Source organism: Chitinophaga pendula (assembly GCF_020386615.1).
Classification (GTDB): Bacteria; Bacteroidota; Bacteroidia; order Chitinophagales; family Chitinophagaceae; genus Chitinophaga; species Chitinophaga pendula.
Genome location: NZ_CP077769.1, coordinates 2,595,709 through 2,619,844, shown reverse-complemented (window position 1 = coordinate 2,619,844; position 24,136 = coordinate 2,595,709). Strand labels below are relative to the sequence as shown.

Sequence of the window (24,136 nt, the reverse complement as noted above, 5' to 3'; positions counted from 1 at the left end):
TCAATAGTTGAATAGTTAGAACTTCACATTCACACCAAAAGTATAATTAGCCAGTATCGGGTAATAAGCCCCGCTGGTATTGATCTCCGGATCCCAGCCCTTACGGTAACGACTCCACGTATACAGGTTCTCTCCGCTTACATAAAATCGCAGCGACTCTATCCGCATACGTTGCAACAGCGCCTTCGGCAAACCATACCCGAGCTGCACATTCTTCACCCGCAGATAAGATCCGTTGATCGCCCAGAAAGAAGATACCACCGTATTCGGTGTACCCGAATTAGGGATCAGCTCCAGCCGCGGATAACCGGCATTACGGTCCGGGTTAGCAGCCGTCCACCGCTCATCCATCTGCCATTGCTGCACCGATGCCGTATTGTAAAATGCCCAACCTGCCGTATTATCCAGGTATCCCTTCACACCCGTCACCCCTTGCAACAACACACTGATGTCAAATCCTTTATAGTCAGCGCCCAGATTCAATCCAAATGTGTACTTAGGAATAGAACTACCCAGGAACACCCGGTCATAGGTAGCATCCACCTTCCCGTCCGGCTTGCCATCCGGACCGCTGATATCACGATAACGGATATCCCCTGGCTTCGCATTAGGCGTCACCGCCCGCTGATCCGCCCAGTTCTTTACATCGTCCGCATTGGTGAACAATCCGTCCGACACATAACCATAGTACATACTCATAGGATAACCGATAAACAGGTTACTCCCGTTACCCACCATACCATTTAACTGCCGGATATTACCCACTCCCAGGTCCAGCACCTTGTTGTTGATAATAGATAGATTACCGCCCAACCGGTAAGTAAGATCCCCTACATGATCATTATATCCGAGCGAAAACTCCCAGCCGGTGTTCTTTAATCTACCGGTATTCTGCGGCGACAACTGGTACCCCAATACCGCCGATACACTGGCACTGGGACTGTATAAGATATCATAGGTATAGCGATCAAAATAGGTCACCCCGAAATTCAGCTTACTCTTGAACAGACTGCCTTCTATCCCCACGTCCGTAGTACGGGTAGATTCCCATTGCAGCGTACTGTCCGTCAGCGTCGTCCTCGCTGCCCCAGAAGTGATCACCCCGCCGAAAGGATAACTATATGCCGATCCAGATACCAGCGTGTTCTGATAGGGATAATATTCCTGCCCGTTACTGTTCGTGATATTCTGGTTCCCCAACGTACCAATAGAGGCCTTTAACTTCAACTCATTCACCCACGATACATGGTCCTTCATAAAATTTTCCTGCGAAATACGCCAGCCTACCGCCACAGAGGGAAAGAAAGCATACTTACGGCTGGTAGGAAAGCGCGAAGATCCGTCAAACCGCGCCACCGCCTCCAGCAGATAGCGACTGTCGTAGTTATATCGCACACGCCCGAACACCGACTGCAATCCCCACTCATTCGCCCCACCGTTCGCCTTCTGGTTGTCTTCCGCACCCACACCCAACTCCGTCAGACTGTTGCCGGGCAACTTATCCCTCGATGCCGCCAACGTCTCCAGCCGGCTGCTCTCCAGCGAATAACCCGCCAGCACCCCCACCTGGTGACGCCCCACATGTTTGTTGTACTCCGCCAACGCCTGCACCGTCTTGTAATAAGTAGTATTGTTATTCTGATTCAGCTGATTCGGCCCAAGCAGGATATTCGCATTCACCCGCTGCGTCGCCAGAAAACGTTTATTGTTAAAGTTCACCTGGTTATAACCGCCTATCAACGACAACTTTAGATCAGAGATCACCTGCCAGTCCAATCGCAAATTGGCATTCAGATCCATCCTCCGCTCCTTGTAAAACGACTCGCTTTCCAGCCATGATACCGGCGTACCTTTCTGTACCACACCTACCCCATAATAGCCGTTGGATAACTTGTCCGCATATATGGCCGGATAACGAACCGACTGCCCGATAATACTCACCATATCATTGAAATCCAATGTAGCAGGCGGCGCCGGCTCATTCGTCACCGTACTGATACCGGCCAGCCGGGTCGTCAGCTTCAGCTTATCGTTGATCTGGCTCGTCATATTGAATCGCAGATTGTAACGCGAATAGTTATTCTTTACCACAATACCGTCCTGGCTCAGGTAGCCCAACGATAATACGTACTGATTCGTCTTTCCGCCACCACTAAGCGATAGATTATGCCCCGTCTGCACACCACTGCGTGAAAACACCGACTTAATAAAATCCGTATTCGGAAAGTTATCCCGGTCACTGCCATCCCTGAATTTCTGAATGTCTGCGGGCGTATAGGCCGTACTGTTAGTTGCCTCGTTATACAATTGCGCATAATCCCAGGAATTCACAAACTTCGGATAAGCCGTCGCCCGCTGGATACCGACATACCCGTTATACGACACCTTCGTCTTCCCTTCCTTACCCGATTTCGTAGTCACTAATATCACCCCGTTAGCAGCTCTCGCCCCGTATATCGCGGCGGAAGATGCGTCCTTCAACACCGAAATAGTCTCTATATCGTTAGGATCAATATCGTTAAAGGAACTGGTAGGTATCCCGTCTACTAGTATCAACGCTCCTGAAGCAGCACCAAAAGACCCTACCCCTCGTACATTGATAGCGCCGCCGGAATTACCTGGCCGCCCGGATCGCTGTATCACCGTCACACCGGGCATCTGACCCGTCAACGCATTCGATACCTGCGTCACCGGCCGGTTGTTGAGCTGCGTAGCAGACAACTGCGACACCGATCCGATCACATCCACCTTCTTCTGCGCTCCATACCCCACCACCAACACCTCATTCAGGCTGCTGCTCGACGCCGCCAATACCACCGTCAGCTCCGTCTGTGCCCCTACCGTCACCGTCTGCTGCTGGTATCCGATAAAGCTGAACTCCAGGCTCGCCCCCTCTGGTATCGACAACTGGAACTGTCCGTTCACATCCGTGATCACCCCCTGCGGCCGCCCGCTCACCTTCACCGACACCCCGGGCAGTGGCGTCCCTAACTGGTCCTTCACCACACCCTTCACCACCTTGTCCGCCACAACCGCCGCCGCCGGCTCCATAGCTAGGTTAGCACGGCCCGCCGGCACCGAAGTCGCCGGCACAACCACCGGCTGTATCACATACTGATGCGTACCCGTCTGCACCAATCGCAAACCGGCTTGCTGCAACTGCTGCGTCACCTCCGCCAGGCTACTCGCTCGCACATTGCTGACATACTTACCCTTCAGCAACGCCGGGTCATAAATGAAATGAATCTTCTTTTCTTTACTGAATCGCAGCAACCATTGCTGCAATTGCGTACTGTCATTCGTTAAGCGCTTTGCTGCATACGGAACAGTCGTATAGTCGGAAAACATGGCCGCCTGTAAAGGACATAGCGGTAGTACAATGAGTAGCAAGCTCGCGCAACTACCCACAGATCTGGTTGATAATCGTGGCATCCACATGGCATGGAAATTTAACTGTTAGTTAGAACGATTCGGTATGATAGTGATAATATTCTCCTGCTGAATAAAATTGATACGGAATGCGACAGATAATGTATAAAGTAAAGAGGACTCATTGTCAGCAGCAATACTACCGCTGATCTTTCTGCTCAGCAACCCCGGTTCGTTCGGACAACGAACCTCGTAGCCATAAGCATACGCTAATAGCGCAATGATATCTTTCATCGTGGTATTCTCAAATTCCAGTTTTCCTGTTCTCCATCCGGAATATAATTGTATATCTATTGTCTGCTTGCGCAAATGTGTACCACTGCGGTAAGCAATCTCCCCAGGTTCCAACAACACCTCCCGATGTGCCTCCGTCACCTTCACCCGCCCTTGCTCCAGCATCACATGCTGCTGCCGCTGACGGCTCATCACATTAAACCGGGTCCCCAACACCACCACTTCCATACTGTCCAAATGCACCACAAAAGGCGCCTCCCGCTTACTCACATCCAGCCACGCACCGCCCTTCACCCATATCTCCCGCCGGCCAGCCCTCGCCAGGTCCGTATAATAACGACACTCACTGCCTGGCTGCAATACCAACCGCGTACCGTCCGGCAACATGATCTCACGTGCCCCCGCCTTCGTCATCGCTACCACCTTAGATGGCAACTGCCACCAATAAACCACCCCTCCGCCAATACCGATCAACAGTAATATAGATGCCGCCAACGCCACCATCCGCCGGCTACGATATACCGGCCGGGACACCGTCTCCGCTGCAATACGCTGCCATACCTCCTCAACATCAACCGCCGTCGGTACCACATCCTCCTGCATATGCATCAACCGGTACAACTGCGCAGCCATCTCCAACTCCTGCTCCCGCCCGGGATAACGCTCCCGCCAGGATAGCCAGAAATCAGTCTCATATGGCCTCGCCGTACGCATAGACGACAGAAACCCAGGATGCTGCAACAGATCATCCGCAGCATAGTCCGGATAGTCATTGTTCATATGGAAAAACAGGTAGTATTTGCTATAAAGACTAACGGGTCAAACAAATCACCCCACAGTACAGTATATTTTTTTAATTTTTTTTTCCTTCCCGAAATAACCCTGCCCCCCCCCCACAACATCATCCTCCCAATACGCCCAATAACAACACCAGCAACGTCCACCAATGACGGATACCGGGAATATGCTGCAGGTTCTCCCGCAACGTCTCCAGAGATCGCGCCATCAGCTTATAACCGGCCTTCACCGTAATCTGCATTATGTCACACACCGCCTCATAAGACATCCCCCGCATATAACGCAGGTAGATCATCTCCCGCTGCCGCGGCGTCAACTTCTTCATCGCCACCTTAAAATGCGCATACAATAACGCATGCTGCTCATCCCGGATCAACCGGTGCACCACCGGATAACTGATCTCAAAATCATAGTTCTCCTCCTGCAGCTCATCAAAAATAACAGTGGTCTTGGAAGATAATCGCGTCAGCATCCGGTTACGCATCGCACGCACCAGGTATGCCGGGATATCCCGCACCGCCTGCAACTCCTCCCGCCGGTTCCACAGCGTAATGAAAAGATCCTGAATACACTCCTTCACCACCGCCTTATCCCGGCTGAGATACATGCCATAAGTAAAAAGATCCGAAAAGAAATGATGGTACAAACGGGTGAACGCAGACTTGTCACCTTGCGTAAATGCATGCCACACTGCTGGTAGCATCAACTGTTCACTGTCTTGGTATGCTGGCATTAATATGGATTCGCCCCCCTAATTGGTCTTAAAAATAACAATAAATGCCAAATTTCCAATTTTTATCCCTCACACACTTTTCCAACGCTTTTAGGTAATTTCATCATAGCTATTAAAACAACCATTGCCATGCTCATGAAAAAATTACTCCTGCTGCCAGTACTACTCCTGTCACTACATGCCGTCGCTCAAAACAATGACCTCGTACAATTCGTCAACCCGGCATCCGTATCCACCCCAAAAGGATATTCACATGCCGCCGTCGTCGATCTCGGCACCTGCAAAATGATCATCATCGCCGGACAAGTAGCCCTCGACAAAGCTGGTAATCTCGTCGGCCCGGGCAATCTCGGGGTACAAACAGACCAGGTTTTTCGTAACATCAAAAATATCGTAGAAGAACTGGGGGGCAACATGAACAACATTGTTAAACTGTCCTTCTTCACCACCGATGTCTCCAAGATCACCGACATCCGCGATGCCAGGGATCGTTATATCAACACAAAGGCCCGCCCAGCCAGTACCCTCGTACAGGTAAGCCGGCTATTCCGCGAAGACCTGCTCATCGAAGTAGAAGCCACCGCCATCATCCCCAAAGACAACACTAAAAAGTAGCCGCCGCCGGCTGCTTCGACCGCACATTGATCAGGATACGGTTAATGAACGGCGCCGTCACGATCAGGCACATCACCGCTATGATCAATAAGGTGATCATCTCGTAATAGTCCATAGCGAAATGTAAGAAGGCTTGCTGCTGGGTCGCCCTATCCAGCAATCCTTGCGCAGCCTTCGCCGCCTGGTCCGATCCCATCCCACGGTACTGCAACGCCGCACGATATACATACAACCGCTCCTGCACCCCCTCATCCACACCCGAAAGATGATCGCTCAAACGCATCGCATGCGTACGCGAAAAGAATAACTGCCCGTAATTGATCAACGCAATACTGGCGGAAAAACAGGCAAAACGGATAAACACCCCCGCAGATGCCGCCGACTGACTCATATGCTCCGGCACCGCCGATACCATAAACAGGATAATAGGTGTCATCAACATACCCGCTCCAACACCTTGTAATACCAAAGGCCATACAAACGTCATCGCATCCGCCTGCGCACTGAATAAAAAATACATCCACACATGAAACACCCCCATCAAACCAAAACCTATCATCCATATCAACTGCATCGGCCGCTTCCGCTTCACCATCGCCGACGAACAGAAGATACCGGCTACAATACCGCCGATATTAAATAATAACAACTCATACAGATTATACGGGTCCATCCCCAGCACATTGGCAAAATAAGCAGTCGTAATGTTTAAAGAGCCCCTGATAATATACAGGATCGCCAACAACAAAGCGCCGAGCAAAAAACCCTTACTACGAAATATCCCCAGATGCATAAATGGCCGCTTCCGCCGGTACTGACGAATACCATAACCCATCGCCAGCAACAAGATAGCCATCAGCACACCCGAAATACGGGGATCCTCCAGCCAGTAATATTGCTGCCCATATACCAGCACATACCCAATACCTACCAGTAAAGCAGCATATAGTATAAAACTGGACCCATCCAGCTGATACAACGGCGTTTTAGGGCTCAACCGCACATTCCTCATCAATAACAATAACAATACCGCGCCGGGCATAAACGTGAAAATAATCGCCTTGTAAAGCACAGGGTACTCGAAATTATCAACCAACGGCGCACTGAGTAAAGAGGTCAGCGGTGCCGAACAAAGGATCATCCCGTAAAAAATAGCATAACCCGTCTCCCGCGAATACTCCGACCGCAATCGCCCGAACAGCAACGTCAGACAAATACTCGTCACCCCGCAATTGATCATCCCTTGCAAAAAACGGCCTATAAACAGTACCGGTATCTCCCGCGTCTCATAACAACACCAGGTCACCAACACCTGCAATACCAGGCAAAGCAGGAAATACTCCTTCGTAGCAATACGACTGAAGAACCGCCGCTCCAAGGGCGGAAAACATGCCACCGCCGCATAGAACAACAACATCGAAAACTGCACATCCGCCGGCTCCGCACCATAATACCCCGCCGCAGCATTCACATTCGCCACAGACAATGCAAACAACATCACCGTCGGCAACATCACCAGCACGATCGTCAACCGTATCAACCACTCCGGTACCCGCGACCGGAATACATCCGCTGCCATATTACCCCTTTTGATTTTTGACGACACACACAATCGCACTCATCCCCGCATTCAACCACCGCAACGTTTCAGGGGGCCCGTTTAATTGTATACGCACCGGTATCCGCTGCGCGATCTTCACAAAATTACCCGTAGCATTATCCGGTGGCAACAACGAAAACCGCGACCCCGTAGCTGCCGATAAAGAAACGATCGTCCCCGAAAACCGCTGCCCGGGATACGCATCCACCGTAATAGCTACCTGCTCGCCAATATGCATATGCCGGATCTGCGTCTCCTTGAAATTCGCTATCACCCACTTACCGGCCTCGTGATCCACAATATATGCCAGCGTCTGCCCCGCCTGTACCAGCTGCCCGGGCTGTATCGTACGCCGGCCCATCTTACCGTCATAAGGCGCGTTGATCACCGTATAAGATACATCCAGCTCATTCTTTTTCAGTATCGCACTACGACGACCCACCTCGGCAATCGCCACATCCTGCTGCGTACGAGCATCTTCTATCCTCGCCAGCGCAGCAGCATAGGTCTCCTGCGCCGCCGCATACTCCGACCTCGCCACCTCCAGCGCCGCCTGCTCCCGCTCTAGCTGCTGCCGCGTAGCCGACTCCACATCATATAGTTTCCTGTAACGCTCATACTCCTGCTCATGATGCCATAACCGCGCCTTCGCAGCCGATATCTGCGCCTCACTCACCTTCGCCGACTGCCCCGAAGTATGTATCGCACTGCGCAATACCCCGATCTGCGCCTCCGCATTATGCAACGCCGCTACCGCCTCCTCCTGATGCGCCGCATACTCCCGGTTGTCTATCAGCACCAACGTATCCCCCTTCTTCACCTCCTGGTTCTCCTCATACCGGATCTCCGCAATATAGCCTGTCACCTTCACCGTAACCGGGTTAATGTACTCATCCACCTGCGCATCATTCGTCTCCTCATATTTCAACTGGTACAGCAATGTGCGCCCTCCCCATACCACCAGGCATAACACCACCAGGATAGCCATACCCGTACTGATCCGCGCAATCACCTTGTCCGTACGATTCGATTTGTGTTGTTGATTCATATAGTTTATAAATTGCCTATAGCTTTCTGTAATTGATAATAACGTACCCTGGCAGCCACCTGCGCCGTCGTCAGGTCAAATTGCGACGATAATAACTGCGTCTCCGCATCCAGCAGATCCGTCAGCAGCGACAACTGGTTGAAATAAGTATGGCGTACAATACGGTAGTTCTCCTGCGCCTGCACTATGTTCTCCCGCGCTACACCGATCCGCGTCAACGCCTCCGTATACCGCAGATACGCCGTATACACCTCCTCCCGGATATGGTCTTCCATATCAGCATGCACCACCTCCGCTTCCGCGTGTGCAATACTGGCTGCCTGCACCTTCCGCTTGTTATGATAAAAGGCAGATATCGGCACACTGGCCTTCACTCCCGTCTGCCCCAACCCGTAGGGCGCTACCGAATAGGGATAGAACTGTATCTGGGGGTAAGTGTAGGCATACTCGGCAAAAAACTGAATAACCGGTAGTATGCCTGCTTTTACCTCCCCGAGCGCTAACGCACTGAGCGCCGTTTCATAACCGGAGATCTTAAAGGCAAACGAATGCTGATGTGCCGCCTCCAGGCACGTCTCATAAGAAGATACCGGCATCGGCTGTACCAATGTCGTATCCTCCGCTACATGCAAATCCGTACTGTCTGGCAAACCAATCATAATGCTCAGCTGCTGCATCGCTATACGGATACTATTCTCGATCTCCAGCAACGACATCCGCTGCTGGGACAACTTCAACTCCGCCCTTAACAGATCACTCTTGAGCACCACCCCGTTCTGATGCAACTGCCGTATCTCCTGCAACTGCCGCTCCCGCTCCGCTATGTCCTGCAGGACCAACGACCGGTAACGCCGGCTACGGTAAATATCCAGGTAATGCAACGCAGCAGTGTAATGCACCTCCGCAGCCGTCAGATGCTGCCGCTCCTCCGCCAGGTGTGCTGCCGTCTTTTTTATACGGATATTCCTGTTGATACTGCCGCCCCGGTAAATAGCAAGGGTGGCATCCGCCCCGGCCTTGTAAAACGTATGTACCACCGGATACTGACTGGGCGTTTTTAATAACCCGGCTTCATAGATCGCCAGGTTCGAGACCCGGGCATATAACCCTTCCGCCTTTATCTCCGGCAAACGGGCCTCCGTCGCTATCTCCACCTGCGCATAACTATGCTGTACCTTCAGCTGCTGTATCCTTAATTGCTTATTGTATTCGTCGGCACGCCGCCAGATATCGGAAAGGGTCATCCCGTCAGGCACACGACCGTCTTGTGCCCCCGCCGGATGACAGACACACAAAGTGAGCAAAGCCATTAGCCAGCCACACTTTTTGCTGTTTAAGATCATACTGCTTATAATGAAGACGCAAAGTTCCGCCAGCAGCAGTTATTTTATTTTCTATAAATTGCCAGAAAATTGTTAGATCCGGCCAAATGAAGAAAGTAGGACTCGCTCAGCTGCTCACCGCCGTAGAAGAAATACCGGCTGCAGCATTTATATGGCACGAAAAAGAAGAACACAACCTCCCCTATCACCAACACAACAAAGGACAACTCATGTACATAGATGGTGGCGCCGCCTTCCTCTATACTAGAGATCAAACCTATTTCCTGCCCGCCAGACACTACATGTGGGTGCCCGCCGGCGTCGAACACTATTTCGAACATCGATACCCGGCCAACTACATCCGTACCATCTACTTCTTTCTCGATCCCACAGAACACTCCGATCCCTTCTACAATAAAACAGGCATCTACCCCGTCAATAACCTCCTGCTGGAAATGATCATGTACACCGCCAAATGGGATGGCAATATCCTGCCGGGCACAAAACCTTTCCAGTTCCTCACCACCCTAAAACAACTACTCCCCGAGATCAGTATCCAACCACTACCCATCTCCATCCCCACCACCCACCAGGAACGCATGCGCCCCATCCTCCTCTATATACAAACACACCTGCACGAACCCCTCTCCCTCGAAAGCGTCGGCCATACCTTCGGCTTCAGCGAACGTACACTCACCCGCATGTTCCGCTCCGCAATGGACATCTCCTTCTTCCAGTACCTTAAACTGGCCCGCATCATCCGCGCCATGGAACTACTGCTGCAAACAGATAAGACCATCAGCGAAATCGCCTACGATACCGGCTATAACAGCATATCCGCTTTCAGCAATACCTTCTGCAAACTCGTCGGTCAACGCCCTTCCGCATTCGCCGCCAGCGCCACCGGCAGCATACGCGAAGAAGAAGAATGACCGCATATCGCATATAACGCCCAAAGCCGGTACAGACATGCTGTACCGGCCTGACGGTATCCATCTTGTAACAGGTGCAATTATTAACTGGTTATTTCCATACGGAATACAACTCTATCTGCATACGGGAATTAAAGAGCGTATTATAGTCAATCCACATACAGCCACGGTTAGAAGCATCTCCACCACTGGTACCCCAGCTGTTCTGGATCAGGACCGCATTTTTAGCATCACTATAACCAATGATACAAACCGCATGTCCACCCAGTACAGAACCAGAAATGGTTTTGAAAGTAGTACCGTAGCTGAACGCAGTTTCAAAACTGCTGTACACAGTAAAGCCCATCAACACAGGCAAGTGCATACTCAACGCAGTCTTTACATCATTCAGGTTAGATAAGGCTGCATAGTTCACTACCTTGTCAGTGGCAGCACTGGTATTCATAGCAGCGGTAGGCCGGCGACAGGGAGAACCTAACGAAGGATCAGCCGCATAAGTAGGCACACCGTAATTGATCAGGATATCCAAACCGGGTGTCAGGTACATACCGTCATTCGGATCACAGTTGCCAGCAGCAGAGTGGTCCATCTGGTATACATACCAGGGACTCCGCGGATTGGTAACGCCAGCTACCGGAAACTCATTGTTCAGTGTACCACTCAACGCATAACCAGATGCCCAGGATACACAAGTACCCGTACTGCCCTGATCACCAATAGAGGGGTGATTGAGAATAATACTGCTGGGCAACGCAGCTGCCTTCGCATTGCTGGATACCTTCTCACCAAAACCCAACTTCGTCATACGCGCACGCACCTCGTCAAAGTTGATATGACGCATATTGCGGAAGGCTTCCGGATTAAGTCTCGCTCCTAAGCCATATTTCGGGGTAACAGTGGTATTATCAGGTGTGCTGCCGGCTTCATTGCCCGCGTTATCTTTTTTACAGGCAGTCATGCCCCATACGATTGCTATCACTAGCAACGATAAACGTACATTTTTCATAAAAATAGTGTTAGAGATTTTGGTGTTGTTTGGTGTTCATGAAGGGTTGAAGTAGGTTACAAAATGGATACATGGGTCTTTCAATCTGATGATTTTGCTCCTAATGCCATGCTTGTTTTGGTTTATACGGATATCAGTAACACGCACCTGTCACACACATCTTCCGTCGACAAGAAGATGCAGACAATATATCATCGCCGCCTGTAGCCAGTAACAGAACAATACACTTGCCCTGACAGACAATGGCGCTGAGATAAATAAGTTCGCATTAAATGAAAATCCAGTCAGAGGATCTGCCGGAGGGAACAGGGGTTGAAGTCGGGTTCCCAAGGATACTAATACAATTCGCTCATAGAATGTTTCAACTGCTTGATGACGCTGGAATCACAATATTGGTTGAGACATGCAGTTATCAAATACGCCGATAAAGTTATCTAATTCCAGCTATATAAAAAAACAGACAACCACCAATTACAGAATTATTAATACTTACCTAATAAGCATCGGTTGCATTTCCGCTTCATTTAAAATCCGGGCACAGGCAACGGTCCACTAATACACACCTGCCCGTAACCCTATCGCACAAACACCGCCTCAGCTCGCTGGCTGCTCCTTCGTCACATCATGGATACTACTCCCACTCTCACATAGCTCATCTACATTCACCTGTACCACCTTACGATCCGGATACAACCCTTGTATCACCTGCCTCGCCTTATCATCCGCAGTCTTATCGCCATAACAGGGCATGATCACCGCACCATTACATACATAATAACCGGCATAGCTGCGCACAAATCCCGCAGAGGCCGAACGCACCTTCTGCGGCACCTCTATCACCTTCACCTCCAAAGCCTGCCCGCTGGCATCCTTCGTATGCTGCAATACCTCTATCGCTTCCCGTATCACCTTCGCCTCCGCACTGTGATACCCCTCATCCCAACCTGGATATCGCTCCGCTAATACCACCCCGGGACGCACAAATCGAATAAAACCGTTAGCAGGCGCCGCCGTCATACGCAACTCCTGCCGCCCCTTCATCCAGATCACCTTCCGTACTCCCAATGTCGCCGATAACTGACGCTCCAGCATAGGCTTCGACACACCCTTACCTGCTTCCCCAGGTATCAATAAATACTCCGAAGCGATCAACGTACCAGAACCGTCACCTTCCAATGCCCCGCCTGCTGCCGCAAAGCCTGCACTGACCACCGGAATACCCAGCTGCTTCCCCAAACATTGCGATAACAGACTGTCTCCCGCCACCACTTGTGCATCACCGCCTGCATGGGCGTGCATATCAACAATCGTCATCCCACCACTGTCATCCTTTGCAAAGGCCGGACTGATATCCCGTATACGACGTCCGCTCAACGCTAAAGGCATGATCTTCACCCCGGGCCCGCAAAGCCGCCGCGCATTCTCCAACTCCGCACTGCCGGTCAACATTACCACCTCCTCAAAGTCAGCAATCGTCCTGGCCAACAGCGCCATGTTGACACGCACCTTCTGCAACTGCCCCGGTTGATGATAACTACTGTCACCCACCGGCCATTGCATCCAGGTACGCGCATGTCTTGTATACTCCCCGGGTATATGATAAGCACTGTAAAGAGATGGTTTGTTGGCTACCTGCTGACTGCGTACTGGCGTAATGCCCGCTATGCCCAACAGTACAGCTACCCTGATGGATAGTTTTATTCTTTTCATTGTCTGATTAAACTAAGTGTCGCTAACTGGTTCCTTCTCCCATACAACCCCCATATCCTCCTCCCCCCTACGTGCCGGCTGGGTTAAATACGTGTTAAAGTTGTTATAAAAAAAGAGCGGGCCGTGCATCATGCACAACCCGCTCCACTAAAAGTGATAATAGCACGCCAACGACTACAGGAACAAGTCCTTCTGTAATTTGCCGCCAGGTACTACCGCATAACTATCAAAATTATCAATACCGGCATACTGCTTCAATACCTCCTCATCCAGGAAAAGATGACCGGTACAGCTATCCGCCGGCTGACGCAATACCTGGTAAGCCGCTTCCGCAATGATATCAGGCGTCCGGCTCATACGTGCCATCGTCTCTCCACCCAGCAGGTTCTGTACCGCCGCCGTAGCAATAGTAGTAAATGGCCAGAGCGCATTGGCGGCAATCCTGTCCTTCCGGAACTCCTCCGCCCATCCCAACGTCAGCATACTCATATTGTACTTGGCCAAAGTATACGCCACATGCGGCGCAAACCACTTCACATCCATATTGAGCGGCGGAGATAACGTTAGAATATGCGCATTCTCCGACTGCCGTAAATGAGGAATACAATGCTGGGTCACCAGGAAAGTACCCCGCACATTAATATCATGCATCAGGTCAAAACGTTTGGCTACCGTCGCCTCCGTACCCGTCAGCGAAATAGCAGATGCATTATTGACAAGTACATCAATACCGCCAAACTTTGCCACCGCCTGCTCCACCACATGACGTATCTGATCCTCCTCCCGGATATCACAAGGCACCGCCAACGCTTGCCCACCAGCCTGTTCGATCTCCTCTGCCGCAGAATAAATGGTGCCTCCCAGGCGGGGATCTTCCGTTACCGACTTAGCAGCTATGACGATCTGTGCACCTTCCTTCGCCAATCTTAATGCAATAGCTTTTCCTATTCCCCTGCTTGCGCCCGTGATGAGCACTGTTTTATTCTTAAATGACATAACAATTTGTTTCTTTGGTGTAAATGGAAGTTAGCATTTTTATCAATGCCAACACCATACAATATCATTCACTACAATACCTCAGCCAGATCACTTGAAGAAATCCCCGGCCTTCTGCACACTTTCTACCCAGATACCGGAATTAGGTTGTAATACATACTCACTCAACCCCACCTTACTGGCGCCCGGCGCCCAGTCTAGCGTATATCCCAGACGCGTCCACGGATAATGATAATCCCCCGATGGCTGCAACGGACGGTAATACGCAAAAATAATATAGCCGTTGAACCAGGTCGTATGCTCCGCACTCACAGTAGGTATCAGTGTAGCCGGCGCCGTTGTAGCTGTAATATCTGGATTACCGGCAGGCCGGAACAACCGGGAAGCCTTTACCCAGATCTGCGCAATATGTGTATTGCTCTTACTGTTCACCGGCGGTAACCCCAGCAACTGGCAGACACGGTTGATCGTATCCACCCCTGGCTTAAATGCACCGGCTAAACGTTGCTTCATCTGCCCGGGAATAAATAACCAGGACTCCCCCCAGGAATTAGTAATAGAATCTCCTACCGGATAACTACCGGGGTAACGCATAAATGTCGCTAGCAACACATATTGCTGACCGTTCACATTTTTCCATTGAAGACGCTGATTGTCCGCTTTGATAGGCCACAGACTATCTACTTTCTCATTACCAGCTGCATACATCGCATCCGTAACAGCATCATTGTAAAGTTGATCATCAGTTGCAGGCGGGATGACAGGTTTCGTATCGTCTTTTTTACATCCACTGACTGCCATCGCAGCTACCAATAATAAGGACGCTATAGTCCGACAAGTGTTTGGGAAGGTTCTCATGTATATGGGTTTTATATATAGAAATCGGGGTTTGGCACGCGAAGTAAACAACTTTCTATTAAATAAACAAGCATAAGGTATTCATTCCCAATTTATACTGTGCAACAAAAGCAAGAGGAATCATATTTGCACCTTCCTCGCAAACCCTATCTGTCAAAGGGAGTAAAATCACAACCATCGCCGGCCAGCTCTCCTACAAAAAGCCCCTTATTTCCAATAAAAAAATATTCCCGCCCGCCAGCAGGTCACACACCTACTGACAGACGGGAATATCATCTCCGTATCTACTACCGCGCTGCTTTGATCAGCTTACGCGTGATCACCTCTTTACCATTGTTGATACGAAGCAGGTACAACCCGGGCTGTAGCTTGCTTACATTCAGTTGCTGTCCGTTCCGGAATCGCTGCACCGGCACCACCATATTACCGGCAACATCAAACACACTCACGAAAAACTGCTCATTACCAGCCTTCGTATGACGGATAGTGAGCTGTTCCGTAAAAGGATTCGGCATAGCCAGTACCGCCACACCGTTCACTTCCGAATCAATCTGCTCTTTAACACCGGGTTTAATACTACCTGGCGTAGCGCCCGGCGTTACTGCAGCAGCAGTATCTTTTTCAGGTGCAATCGTATCCGGCTTATTGGCATAAGGAATCGTACCGTCGATAAAATATGATCCCAAGGAAGCATAGTCCGAATAACCATCCGTAGCAGGATTGCCGGCACCGGTACCGTCCACTGATACATAATAGGTGCCTGCCGCCACGTTAGTATTGATAGCCGCAGACAAAGTAGCTGGGTTACTGGCGGTGATCAACGCGCCACCATTATCATACAACCGGGCTATAATATCCAGATTAGCATGGCGGGCCGCCGTGTTAAAGTTCAGCGTAATATTACCACCGGATGTCCGGAAACTGAATACATCCACATCCGTAGTCCGCTCTATAACACCGTTGTTCACACCGGCCGTCACCGTACCACTGGCCGTAATCACCAGCGGTGTAGCAGTAGCATTCGTGTTACCGTGATCATCATCCCGATAACCTACACCATAAGTAGTAGACGAGATCTTCGCCAGGTCATCTTCCGTATTGTTCGATGCAGCATATTCTCCCTTACTCCATTGTACAACAGGCTTGTAATAACCTACACCCATGATCGGCGCCCAATTGCCGTGACCGGCAAAATACCCTTCAGATGGCGTAGTCCGGCCGTCATGACGAAGCCCGAATGTATGCCCTACCTCATGAGACGCAGCCTCGCCTGCCCCCTTTACACCGCCGTTGAACACCCAGCAGGGCGTTTCATCATTCCAGTTGAAAGAGCCGATATAAGCCACACCACCGGCGCCGGGTGCCGCCGTATTGGTAGGTGTAATGATACATCGCATACGCTTGGTCTTCGCATAACTGTTAAACACCGCCTCGTTAGTAGTAATATTTACCTTAAATGGCCGGTAATCCTCTGATACCATCTCCCAGATTTCCTGTATCTGCGCATTCGTTAACGTAGAAGGCGCCGCATTAATAGGATTTCCCCCGTTCCAGGGCGTACCCGATACATACTGCCCGTCAAAATCCAATAACACACAACCGGCGCCACCGGGGAAACTCTCCAGCAACGGTACCGCCCGCGCCGGCGATGCGGCTGGTGCCTGCGGCACAGCAGATGCCGGCGCCTCCAGCAAATTGATACAAAGGACCTTGTTGATATCCGTCTCCCGTATAAACGCATTCCCACGCTCATCCGAAAAATATTCGTAAGCCTGGTTACTGTTACGCAACACGATATTACCGGTCAACCGGCTCCCCGTAATGTTCAGATAAAAAGAAGATCCGGGTATCTTCTCAATTACACCGGCCAACCGATGCTCGTCAGGCGCTCCCGCCTGCTCAAAATTGATCCTCGCCGCCAACGTAGCCGTAGCAGATACCCGCAGCTGGATCTCCCCAGCTACCGCCTGCCGCCGGTGTACACGCGACTGTTGTTCGAATTGCTGCAACAGATCAGCACTGCTGCCCAAAGGATACACTTTTTCCTGCGAATAGCCACGCTGGCTAACCAGGACACTGGTAAGACAAATAAGGGACGCGTAGATAGTTTTCATAAAGCAGTTTGGTTTTTAATGGATGCTAATAGGGTTAAACGATTAAAAAAACAGCTACAAGGGGCTTGTAAAGGGGAAGGGGCAATGGTTCATTCTGGCTAAAAACTGAGTATCTTTCCTTCTCTAACTAATTTAACAATTTTTTCATAATCCGTATGTTAACCTTTAACAGGCTACCTGTCATATACACTGCTTAAAACAAGAAACTGTAATTTAGCTGCTGTAACTATCGCAGATAAATCATGTTACGTCCAATTGACCAATTCTTTTTAAAACAGGAAGAATCTGCTAAAAGCTGCCTAGAATACCTGAGGAACTATTGCTTACACCTCGACGACAGCATAACCGAAGCCTGGAAATATGGCATGCCGTTTAACACATCGACCACCCCGACCTGCTACAGGAAAAACGCGCCCGCATGAAAATACTACTCATAGATCCCACTAAAGATATACCTGTCCGCAAACTCAACACCATCATGAAAGCCGTCCTGGCCCTCTACAAGTAATCGTTCCTACCCTAAATATTGACAGGCAGATCGTATATTTTGACATCCCCGGCTGCCGGACGCGCCCTATCTTTGTACCTTTATAAGGAAATACCTGACAGATGATGGTCATCACCAGCCCAAATACAGAAACAGCGATCGACAACACCTTTTCTATACGGCCCCTCGCCGGCGAACCGGCCACAGACAACTGCCGCCTGGTATATCACCGTATCATATATGTACTCGAAGGAACAGGAAATCTGCAGATAGACGACCAGTCATTCCCCGTAAATGGACAACAGCTATACCTGATCGCCCGCGGCCAGGTATACCGGGAAAGCCCCGGCCTGCAATGGTCAGGCTACCTGCTGTCATTCGCCGACTGCTTCTGGGAACGTACACCGGCCAGCGCCAATAACTGCAAAGCCGTCCTGTTCAACAACGCCGCCGATAATCAATGCCTCCCGCTGGCTGCAGAAGACAGGCACTCACTCCTGCCCCTGTTCCAAACCATACAACAGGAAGCTGCACAAGCATCCTACATCAACCAGCTAGATGTACTAGCCGCCTATCTCAAGATCATCATGATCAAAATTGCCAATATCAACGCCGCACTTGTCAACGCTTACGATACGGCAGACAAACAACTCTACCGGCAATTCGTCGAACTGGTGAGCGAACATTACCATACCTTACATGAAGTAGCTGACTACGCCGGAAAGCTACATATCACACCGCGTCGCCTCTCTGACCTCTGCCGCCGCTGTGCTGGCAGAGGTGCCAAAGATATCATCAACGGGCAGCTCATCGCAGCAGCCAAACGCCACCTGCAATTCTCCTCCATCGCCGTCAAAGAGATCGCCTACCAACTCAATTTCACAACCCCGGAACAGTTCAGCCACTTCTTCAAAAAAAATGTCAACAGCTCCCCCTCCGACTACCGCTCCGCATTCATCAATCAAGGCAAATGATCCCTGGACCTCATTTGTTAAAGGGCAGTTAATTGTTAGCACCACAAGACTATTTTGCATACTACTAAATAAGGGAAGGATTAGTTTTATGCCTTCGATCATTAACCAATATCAGTTATGGCAAACGCTTTAACGGGACTACAGGCATTCCCGAAATATGAATTATTGGATGGCCCTACCGCCGTACAGGAATTAAAACAACTCAATAAAACCTTAAATGGAGTACAGGTATTTGTAAAACGGGATGATGTAATGGGCATCGCCCTCGGCGGTAATAAACTGCGCAAACTGGAATACCTGCTCGGCGATGCCTTACAGCAAAAGGCAGAGCGGATCATCACCGTAGGAGCCCGCCAGTCCAATCATGCAAGACTCACCGCCGCCGCAGCAGCCAAAGCCGGCCTCTCCTGCGAACTATTCCTCACACGCACCGTTCCGATAGATACCGCCGACTATAGCGATAATGGCAACATCGTACTGGAAAATATCCTGGGCGCCCGCATTGTAGACCTCCCGGCCGGCACCAACGCCCTCGCCCTCGCCGAAGAACGCGCAGCAGCACTGAAAGCAGCGGGCAGAAACGCCTATGTAATGCCTATGGGGGGCTCCAGCCCCACAGGCTGCCTCGGATATGTGCATTGCGCACAAGAAATACAACAACAGGCCGACAACGCAGACCTCGTATTTGATTATGTACTGGCGCCCAATGGCAGCAGCGGCACACATGCAGGACTGCTCGCCGGCTTCAAAGCCTTGCAAAGCAATACCCAAGTGCGTACCTACAATGTATTGGCAGAACCAACAGCCGTATACAATAACACCCTCGAAAAGACCAACGCCACCTTACAGTTGATCGCTCCCCAACTGATAGTAACCGAAACCGATATCGCTATCAGCAATGATTACAGGGGCGAAGCATATGGCATCCCCACCGCCGCTATGCTGGCAGCTGTACGTTTGCTGGCAAGGACAGAAGGCATCTTACTCGATCCCGTATACAGCGGCAAAGCCTTCGCCGGTATGTTGGAAGATATCAGACAGGGATACTATAAACCGGGAGATCGTATCCTCTTCATCCTCACCGGCGGCACACCTGGACTGTTCGCTTACCGCAACATCTTCACTCCGTCCGCAGGCGAAATATAACGGCACATCGTCATTTTTTGCAGGTGAACAGCAGGTTTTAACATTGTCAGGGCCTCCCTGCATGGGTAATTTTGCTGTAAAAAATACAATGTCGCAAATTACATTAAGATCAATCGCTGGTATCAGCATACCAGATAGTTCCATCGCCCGGCAGGCTACAGAGTTATTGTTGACACATGGTACCGAATTCCTGTACAATCACTCCCTCCGCGTATTCCTGTTTGCCTCGTTGAACGCAAAAAGAGACGATATCAGATACGATCAGGAACTGCTGTATATAAGCGCGGTATTCCATGATCTGGGCCTTACCACCCATTATAGCAGCCCGGATAAGAGGTTTGAAGTAGATGGCGCCAACGCAGCCCGTAACTTCCTCCAAAGCCAGGGCATCGGCAAAGAACAAGTACAACTCGTATGGGACGCGATCGCCTTACACACCACCATCGGCATCGCCGAATATAAAGAGCCCGAAGTCGCCTTGTTGTATTCCGGAGTAGGCCTGGACGTAATGGGAGAAGGATATGAACGGCTAAGCGACTCACATCGCGAAGAGATTATCACCGCGTTTCCCCGGACCGGTTTTAAAAAACAGATCATACCTACCTTCTTCAGCGGTTTCGAACACAAGACAGATACCACCTTCGGTAATATCAAAGCAGATGTCTGTGCATTCATGATACCAGGATTCCAACGCAAAAATTTCTGCGACTGTATCCTGCACTCCCCCTGGAGCGAATAAGAATACCACACATAACAAAGCGGGTTGACCGAATACATCAGTCAACCCGCTTTGCTATATATGAATAATATTATCTCCTACATCCTCGTCGCCATATCACTGTGTGACAACAACTGCGAATTAGCGAGGTAATGCGTATCAGGGCTGTAAAGGAAAAGACAGGAACCATTCCGGATCTTCTCAATGATCTTTTTATGCAGGCTGATAGGAATAGCCGGACATCCCAAACTACGCCCTATATATCCCTGACTGTTGATCAATGCCTCATTTACATAATCCGCACTATGCATCACAATGCCACGGCTAAGCGCATTATCGTTAATGCCTTTCTCCTCTCCAATCAGTTTCAGCGAATAACCGTGCTCCCCTTTGTAAGTAGCACCAGTCACATAAAAACCTAAACTACTCATGAAACTGTTCTGCGCATTGGAAAATGCCGTCGCCAGCTCCCTACCCGAATTACGCCCGTGAGACACAAAAGTGTTGAACAACAAAGCACCTGTCTCCAGGTCCAGGATAAATAACCGCTTCTTACTCGACGGCAAACTGAAATCAACGATAGAAAGCAACTGCTTATTCGCCAGCTTCTCATCATCCTTCAGCCTTTCATAACCTTGAATAGCATAATCATATGCCCTGCGGGATAGTCCCAGGGAGTCTAATTTAAGACTGTCATACAGGGTGGTATATGTAGGCATGGCAACCTTTTTCACCACTGGTTCATTAACGTGACCTGCCGATGGCTCCTTTGCCTGGAATAACAGGGTGGAAAACAATACACAAAAAGCCACCAGCCTGATCTTTTTCTGATCCGGTTTAATCATTCATTACACTGTTTAGTTACTAAAAAGAGCGAACCTCAAAATGTCAAATGGAAATGCTGCTTTGCGATGGAAGATCAAAATTAACAATAAATGTCCAAAAACACCCCAAAATGGAATGTTGGGACATGCTTTTTAACAATATCCTAACAGGATATTTCCGCGCAAAAAGGGAACGCTACAGCACAGAATAACGCAGTACAGTGGCTTTTTATGATAATAAGTTTATTGTGGATCGCTGAACATTTTACCAGCAGTTTTATGGTCGTGCTCGTATATGTCTTCCCGGAACTGCAATACCTTGTTTTCATCCTGCCAGGCCGTATAATAGGTAATCAACACCGGCACAGGATCCTTGATCTTTACCCATTTCTCCTTTCCGGCATTCATCGCACTGTCAATACGCTCCGGCGGCCAGGCACTGTTATCAGCCAACACGTATTGCGCTAACTTCACCGGGTCTGCCAGTCGGATACATCCGTGGCTATAAGCCCGCTTATCCCGGTTAAAAAGTCCCTTCGCAGGGGTATCATGAAAATAAATATTGTAACTGTTAGGGAACAGGAATTTGACCCTCCCTAAAGCATTTTTAGGACCCGGTTTCTGCCGTATCACCGGCAAACCATTCCGCGTACCCGTAGTCTCCATCCCTTGCGAAGCCAGGTATTGCTTACTCTTGTTTAATATCTCCTTACGTACAATACTGGATGGTATATTCCAGTAAGGACTGAAAACGATCTGGTTCAGCTCGCCGGAGAACATCACCGTACTGTGGCCTTCTCTCCCCACTACCACCGCCATATCCATCACCTGCTTACCGCCTTCCCGAACATGCAGCATAAACTCCGGAATATTCACCGTGATCAGCTTGCCTTCTTTGCTGGCAGGCATCCATCGCATGCGCTCCATATTGATGAGCAACTGCTGCAACCTGAACCGCGCCGGAATATTCATCTCACGCAACAGCGTATCCGACACCACACCCGAGGCCGTATACCCATGACTTTGCTGGAATGCCTTTACCGCCTGCTCCAGCCCCTCCGTAAAGGCAAGCGTTGTATCCTGCTCTTTAAACTCTCCTGATACGTATAATCGCTTTTTTATACCGGCGATAACAGCATCATTATCCCCTTTTTTATAGGATCGCTTTTTCTGCACCGGCAACGTATCCCATCCGCCCTTTTCTACCAGTGCCGCATACGTTTTTACCTGCTCATGCAAAGCGCCGTAATCCGCATTATTGTCACTCAGCTTACGCTGATCCTTGTCTTTCACTACCGCCGCCGCAAAAGATAGTAACTCCTGCCGCTGCGCGGGAATAAAGGACTCCAGCTGTTTAATATGCAATCCGCCGGCCTCATGGAAGTTCTCCAGGAAGTATTGCACGAACCGCCGTGTCAACTGCAACTCCGTCTTTACGATCTGAGGATCGCTGGCCGTAAGCGCCGAATCATTCTCGCCCGTAATGAGAGCATCCAACCGGTATTCCAACCCCTTATTCGTCACGGTATCACTGGCATAGTCATACAAACTGCGGAAACTAAGCGCCTGCTCCGTAAGACCAGTATGGTCAAACCAGGCAAACTCAAAGTTCCGCGCATTGTAGAAACTACGCATGCGATCCGCAATAGTGTCATTCACCTTCGTACTGGTAATGAATTTCTCTACAGCACTACTATCCAGGAACAGGTCATTATAAGCATTCCCGGGCTGTATAGCCGTATTACGTGGGGTGATCGTGGTGGCAGCCTCCTTCTTGCTATCAGGGCCGCATCCCCAGATCAATAATAGTAGGGTAAAAAATAAAATACTGGACTGTTTCATACCGGACTTAGCAGCAAAAGCCATGCCTCCGGAACCGTTACATTTCTTCCACAACTCATACGCCTCCCCACCTGATTTAAACATTTAATAATAATCATTGCAGAACCAACAGACAGAAAAAACCTATTTTCAAGCCTAACCATAATCTTGTTACCCATGCAAAAAACACTGCTTTTCAGTTTGTTGTCCGTCTTCATCTTTGCCAACAGCTACGCCATTATCCCCAACAGCAACAGGACCAGTATTAACATCCAGCCAACACCAGCTGCCGCCACTTACAATGTCCGCATCGCCCTGCAGGACAGTAAAGGCAATCCGGTAAACGGCTCCGGCCTTCGAGGATACTGGGCCAGAAACGTTCAGACAGGAGAATATATCTACCCCGGCGAACGCGCTGAAGAAAACAAATTCTTCGACCTGCCCGCTGGTACCTATACCTTCGGCGCTTATGAAGGTGCCTGGGAAGGCGCCTCCCGCGAAACAATCACCCTGAGCCAGGGTAAAGTTGGGAGCGATGGCTTTATCGTAGTAACACTTATTCACTGGTCAGAATAATATTATCAGCACAAATGACAAACGCCCTGCCGTTGCCTCATCAGCAACGGCAGGGCGTTTCCCTTCGTACGATTGTCGTACGAGATAGGTCAGTTCACATCGGTCAGTTAATGTCCACACATTGACCAATAGTACTACCCGGCCGCATCGGCTCACAACGGCACTCATCCGGACATGGATTATTGCGCGTACATA

Annotated in this window: 19 protein-coding genes; 6 read left to right on the top strand and 13 right to left on the bottom strand. The window is 50.0% G+C overall.

Annotated features, from left to right (window positions below; translation table 11 throughout):
- Nucleotides 1–15 precede the first annotated feature (15 nt).
- The 3 genes from KTO58_RS09395 to KTO58_RS09385 all read right to left on the bottom strand — a co-directional run bounded on the left by KTO58_RS09395 (nt 16) and on the right by KTO58_RS09385 (nt 5,194).
- The gene (locus KTO58_RS09395; protein WP_198314959.1) at nt 16–3,432 is read right to left on the bottom strand and encodes a SusC/RagA family TonB-linked outer membrane protein; all 3,417 of its coding nucleotides are present in this window, start codon (nt 3,430–3,432) and stop codon (nt 16–18) included.
- Between the two features lie 24 nt (nt 3,433–3,456).
- Nucleotides 3,457–4,443, bottom strand: a complete 987-nt coding sequence (locus KTO58_RS09390; protein WP_095839609.1) for a FecR family protein — start codon at nt 4,441–4,443, stop codon at nt 3,457–3,459.
- A 121-nt stretch (nt 4,444–4,564) separates the two neighbouring features.
- Nucleotides 4,565–5,194, bottom strand: a complete 630-nt coding sequence (locus KTO58_RS09385; RefSeq protein WP_095839610.1) for an RNA polymerase sigma factor — start codon at nt 5,192–5,194, stop codon at nt 4,565–4,567.
- 135 nt (nt 5,195–5,329) lie between these two features.
- On the opposite strand from KTO58_RS09385, the gene KTO58_RS09380 reads away from it, so the two are divergent.
- Nucleotides 5,330–5,809, top strand: coding sequence for a RidA family protein (locus KTO58_RS09380; RefSeq protein WP_198314960.1), 480 nt, complete (start codon nt 5,330–5,332; stop codon nt 5,807–5,809).
- Here the strand turns inward: KTO58_RS09380 and KTO58_RS09375 are convergent.
- Genes KTO58_RS09375 through KTO58_RS09365 form a run of 3 tightly spaced genes read right to left on the bottom strand, consistent with a single transcriptional unit; the run spans nt 5,799 to nt 9,767 of the window.
- Complete coding sequence (locus tag KTO58_RS09375; RefSeq protein ID WP_095839612.1) at nt 5,799–7,388, bottom strand: MFS transporter; 1,590 nt, start codon at nt 7,386–7,388, stop codon at nt 5,799–5,801. The genes KTO58_RS09380 and KTO58_RS09375 overlap by 11 nt on opposite strands.
- Before the next feature lies 1 nt (nt 7,389).
- Nucleotides 7,390–8,457, bottom strand: a complete 1,068-nt coding sequence (locus KTO58_RS09370; RefSeq protein WP_095839613.1) for an HlyD family secretion protein — start codon at nt 8,455–8,457, stop codon at nt 7,390–7,392.
- Between the two features lie 5 nt (nt 8,458–8,462).
- Nucleotides 8,463–9,767 carry a TolC family protein gene (locus tag KTO58_RS09365; protein ID WP_198314961.1) on the bottom strand — a complete coding sequence of 435 codons (1,305 nt, stop codon included), beginning with the start codon at nt 9,765–9,767 and terminating at the stop codon, nt 8,463–8,465.
- Between the two features lie 119 nt (nt 9,768–9,886).
- On the opposite strand from KTO58_RS09365, the gene KTO58_RS09360 reads away from it, so the two are divergent.
- Complete coding sequence (locus tag KTO58_RS09360) at nt 9,887–10,711, top strand: AraC family transcriptional regulator (RefSeq protein ID WP_095839615.1); 825 nt, start codon at nt 9,887–9,889, stop codon at nt 10,709–10,711.
- A 91-nt stretch (nt 10,712–10,802) separates the two neighbouring features.
- Here the strand turns inward: KTO58_RS09360 and KTO58_RS09355 are convergent, their stop codons facing one another.
- From KTO58_RS09355 to KTO58_RS09335, 5 genes are all read right to left on the bottom strand, one after another.
- The gene (locus KTO58_RS09355; RefSeq protein WP_095839616.1) at nt 10,803–11,717 is read right to left on the bottom strand and encodes a C1 family peptidase; all 915 of its coding nucleotides are present in this window, start codon (nt 11,715–11,717) and stop codon (nt 10,803–10,805) included.
- Nucleotides 11,718–12,311: 594 nt separating this feature from the next.
- The gene (locus KTO58_RS09350) at nt 12,312–13,427 is read right to left on the bottom strand and encodes an agmatine deiminase family protein (protein WP_225860164.1); all 1,116 of its coding nucleotides are present in this window, start codon (nt 13,425–13,427) and stop codon (nt 12,312–12,314) included.
- Nucleotides 13,428–13,601: 174 nt separating this feature from the next.
- Nucleotides 13,602–14,423, bottom strand: coding sequence for an SDR family oxidoreductase (locus tag KTO58_RS09345; protein WP_095839619.1), 822 nt, complete (start codon nt 14,421–14,423; stop codon nt 13,602–13,604).
- Between the two features lie 90 nt (nt 14,424–14,513).
- Nucleotides 14,514–15,281, bottom strand: a complete 768-nt coding sequence (locus tag KTO58_RS09340) for a hypothetical protein (RefSeq protein ID WP_095839620.1) — start codon at nt 15,279–15,281, stop codon at nt 14,514–14,516.
- 287 nt (nt 15,282–15,568) lie between these two features.
- Nucleotides 15,569–17,395, bottom strand: coding sequence for a T9SS type A sorting domain-containing protein (locus KTO58_RS09335; protein WP_095839621.1), 1,827 nt, complete (start codon nt 17,393–17,395; stop codon nt 15,569–15,571).
- Nucleotides 17,396–18,004: 609 nt separating this feature from the next.
- Here KTO58_RS09335 and KTO58_RS09330 point away from each other — a divergent pair.
- The 3 genes from KTO58_RS09330 (at nt 18,005) to KTO58_RS09320 (ending at nt 20,741) form a co-directional block, all read left to right on the top strand.
- The gene (locus KTO58_RS09330; RefSeq protein WP_095839622.1) at nt 18,005–18,856 is read left to right on the top strand and encodes an AraC family transcriptional regulator; all 852 of its coding nucleotides are present in this window, start codon (nt 18,005–18,007) and stop codon (nt 18,854–18,856) included.
- A gap of 117 nt (nt 18,857–18,973) precedes the next feature.
- Complete coding sequence (locus KTO58_RS09325) at nt 18,974–20,002, top strand: D-cysteine desulfhydrase family protein (RefSeq protein ID WP_095839623.1); 1,029 nt, start codon at nt 18,974–18,976, stop codon at nt 20,000–20,002.
- A gap of 88 nt (nt 20,003–20,090) precedes the next feature.
- Nucleotides 20,091–20,741: an HD domain-containing protein gene (locus tag KTO58_RS09320; protein ID WP_095841636.1), complete on the top strand. Its 651-nt coding sequence runs from the start codon at nt 20,091–20,093 to the stop codon at nt 20,739–20,741.
- Nucleotides 20,742–20,818: 77 nt separating this feature from the next.
- Here KTO58_RS09320 and KTO58_RS09315 read toward each other — a convergent pair whose 3' ends face one another.
- Together KTO58_RS09315 and KTO58_RS09310 are read right to left on the bottom strand one after the other, a co-directional pair.
- Nucleotides 20,819–21,565, bottom strand: a complete 747-nt coding sequence (locus KTO58_RS09315; protein WP_095839624.1) for a murein L,D-transpeptidase catalytic domain family protein — start codon at nt 21,563–21,565, stop codon at nt 20,819–20,821.
- A 222-nt stretch (nt 21,566–21,787) separates the two neighbouring features.
- A complete protein-coding gene (locus KTO58_RS09310; protein ID WP_225860163.1) occupies nt 21,788–23,470 on the bottom strand; it encodes a L,D-transpeptidase family protein in 1,683 nt (560 codons plus the stop codon).
- Nucleotides 23,471–23,542: 72 nt separating this feature from the next.
- On the opposite strand from KTO58_RS09310, the gene KTO58_RS09305 reads away from it, so the two are divergent.
- Nucleotides 23,543–23,941: a hypothetical protein gene (locus KTO58_RS09305; RefSeq protein WP_095839625.1), complete on the top strand. Its 399-nt coding sequence runs from the start codon at nt 23,543–23,545 to the stop codon at nt 23,939–23,941.
- The last annotated feature ends 195 nt before the right edge of the window (nt 23,942–24,136 follow it).

Bases quoted from the DNA above. Each gene is read 5' to 3' on its own strand.
- KTO58_RS09355 (WP_095839616.1), bottom strand. From the start codon at position 11,717: ATGAAAAATGTACGTTTATCGTTGCTAGTGATAGCAATCGTATGGGGC.
- KTO58_RS09370 (WP_095839613.1), bottom strand. From the start codon at position 8,457: ATGAATCAACAACACAAATCGAATCGTACGGACAAGGTGATTGCGCGG.
- KTO58_RS09325 (WP_095839623.1), top strand. From the start codon at position 18,974: ATGGCAAACGCTTTAACGGGACTACAGGCATTCCCGAAATATGAATTA.
- KTO58_RS09335 (WP_095839621.1), bottom strand. From the start codon at position 17,395: ATGAAAACTATCTACGCGTCCCTTATTTGTCTTACCAGTGTCCTGGTT.
- KTO58_RS09305 (WP_095839625.1), top strand. From the start codon at position 23,543: ATGCAAAAAACACTGCTTTTCAGTTTGTTGTCCGTCTTCATCTTTGCC.
- KTO58_RS09360 (WP_095839615.1), top strand. From the start codon at position 9,887: ATGAAGAAAGTAGGACTCGCTCAGCTGCTCACCGCCGTAGAAGAAATA.
- KTO58_RS09320 (WP_095841636.1), top strand. From the start codon at position 20,091: ATGTCGCAAATTACATTAAGATCAATCGCTGGTATCAGCATACCAGAT.
- KTO58_RS09395 (WP_198314959.1), bottom strand. From the start codon at position 3,432: ATGCCACGATTATCAACCAGATCTGTGGGTAGTTGCGCGAGCTTGCTA.
- KTO58_RS09330 (WP_095839622.1), top strand. From the start codon at position 18,005: ATGATGGTCATCACCAGCCCAAATACAGAAACAGCGATCGACAACACC.
- KTO58_RS09315 (WP_095839624.1), bottom strand. From the start codon at position 21,565: ATGATTAAACCGGATCAGAAAAAGATCAGGCTGGTGGCTTTTTGTGTA.
- KTO58_RS09350 (WP_225860164.1), bottom strand. From the start codon at position 13,427: ATGAAAAGAATAAAACTATCCATCAGGGTAGCTGTACTGTTGGGCATA.
- KTO58_RS09310 (WP_225860163.1), bottom strand. From the start codon at position 23,470: ATGTTTAAATCAGGTGGGGAGGCGTATGAGTTGTGGAAGAAATGTAAC.
- KTO58_RS09385 (WP_095839610.1), bottom strand. From the start codon at position 5,194: ATGCCAGCATACCAAGACAGTGAACAGTTGATGCTACCAGCAGTGTGG.
- KTO58_RS09365 (WP_198314961.1), bottom strand. From the start codon at position 9,767: ATGGCTTTGCTCACTTTGTGTGTCTGTCATCCGGCGGGGGCACAAGAC.
- KTO58_RS09390 (WP_095839609.1), bottom strand. From the start codon at position 4,443: ATGAACAATGACTATCCGGACTATGCTGCGGATGATCTGTTGCAGCAT.
- KTO58_RS09380 (WP_198314960.1), top strand. From the start codon at position 5,330: ATGAAAAAATTACTCCTGCTGCCAGTACTACTCCTGTCACTACATGCC.
- KTO58_RS09340 (WP_095839620.1), bottom strand. From the start codon at position 15,281: ATGAGAACCTTCCCAAACACTTGTCGGACTATAGCGTCCTTATTATTG.
- KTO58_RS09345 (WP_095839619.1), bottom strand. From the start codon at position 14,423: ATGTCATTTAAGAATAAAACAGTGCTCATCACGGGCGCAAGCAGGGGA.
- KTO58_RS09375 (WP_095839612.1), bottom strand. From the start codon at position 7,388: ATGGCAGCGGATGTATTCCGGTCGCGGGTACCGGAGTGGTTGATACGG.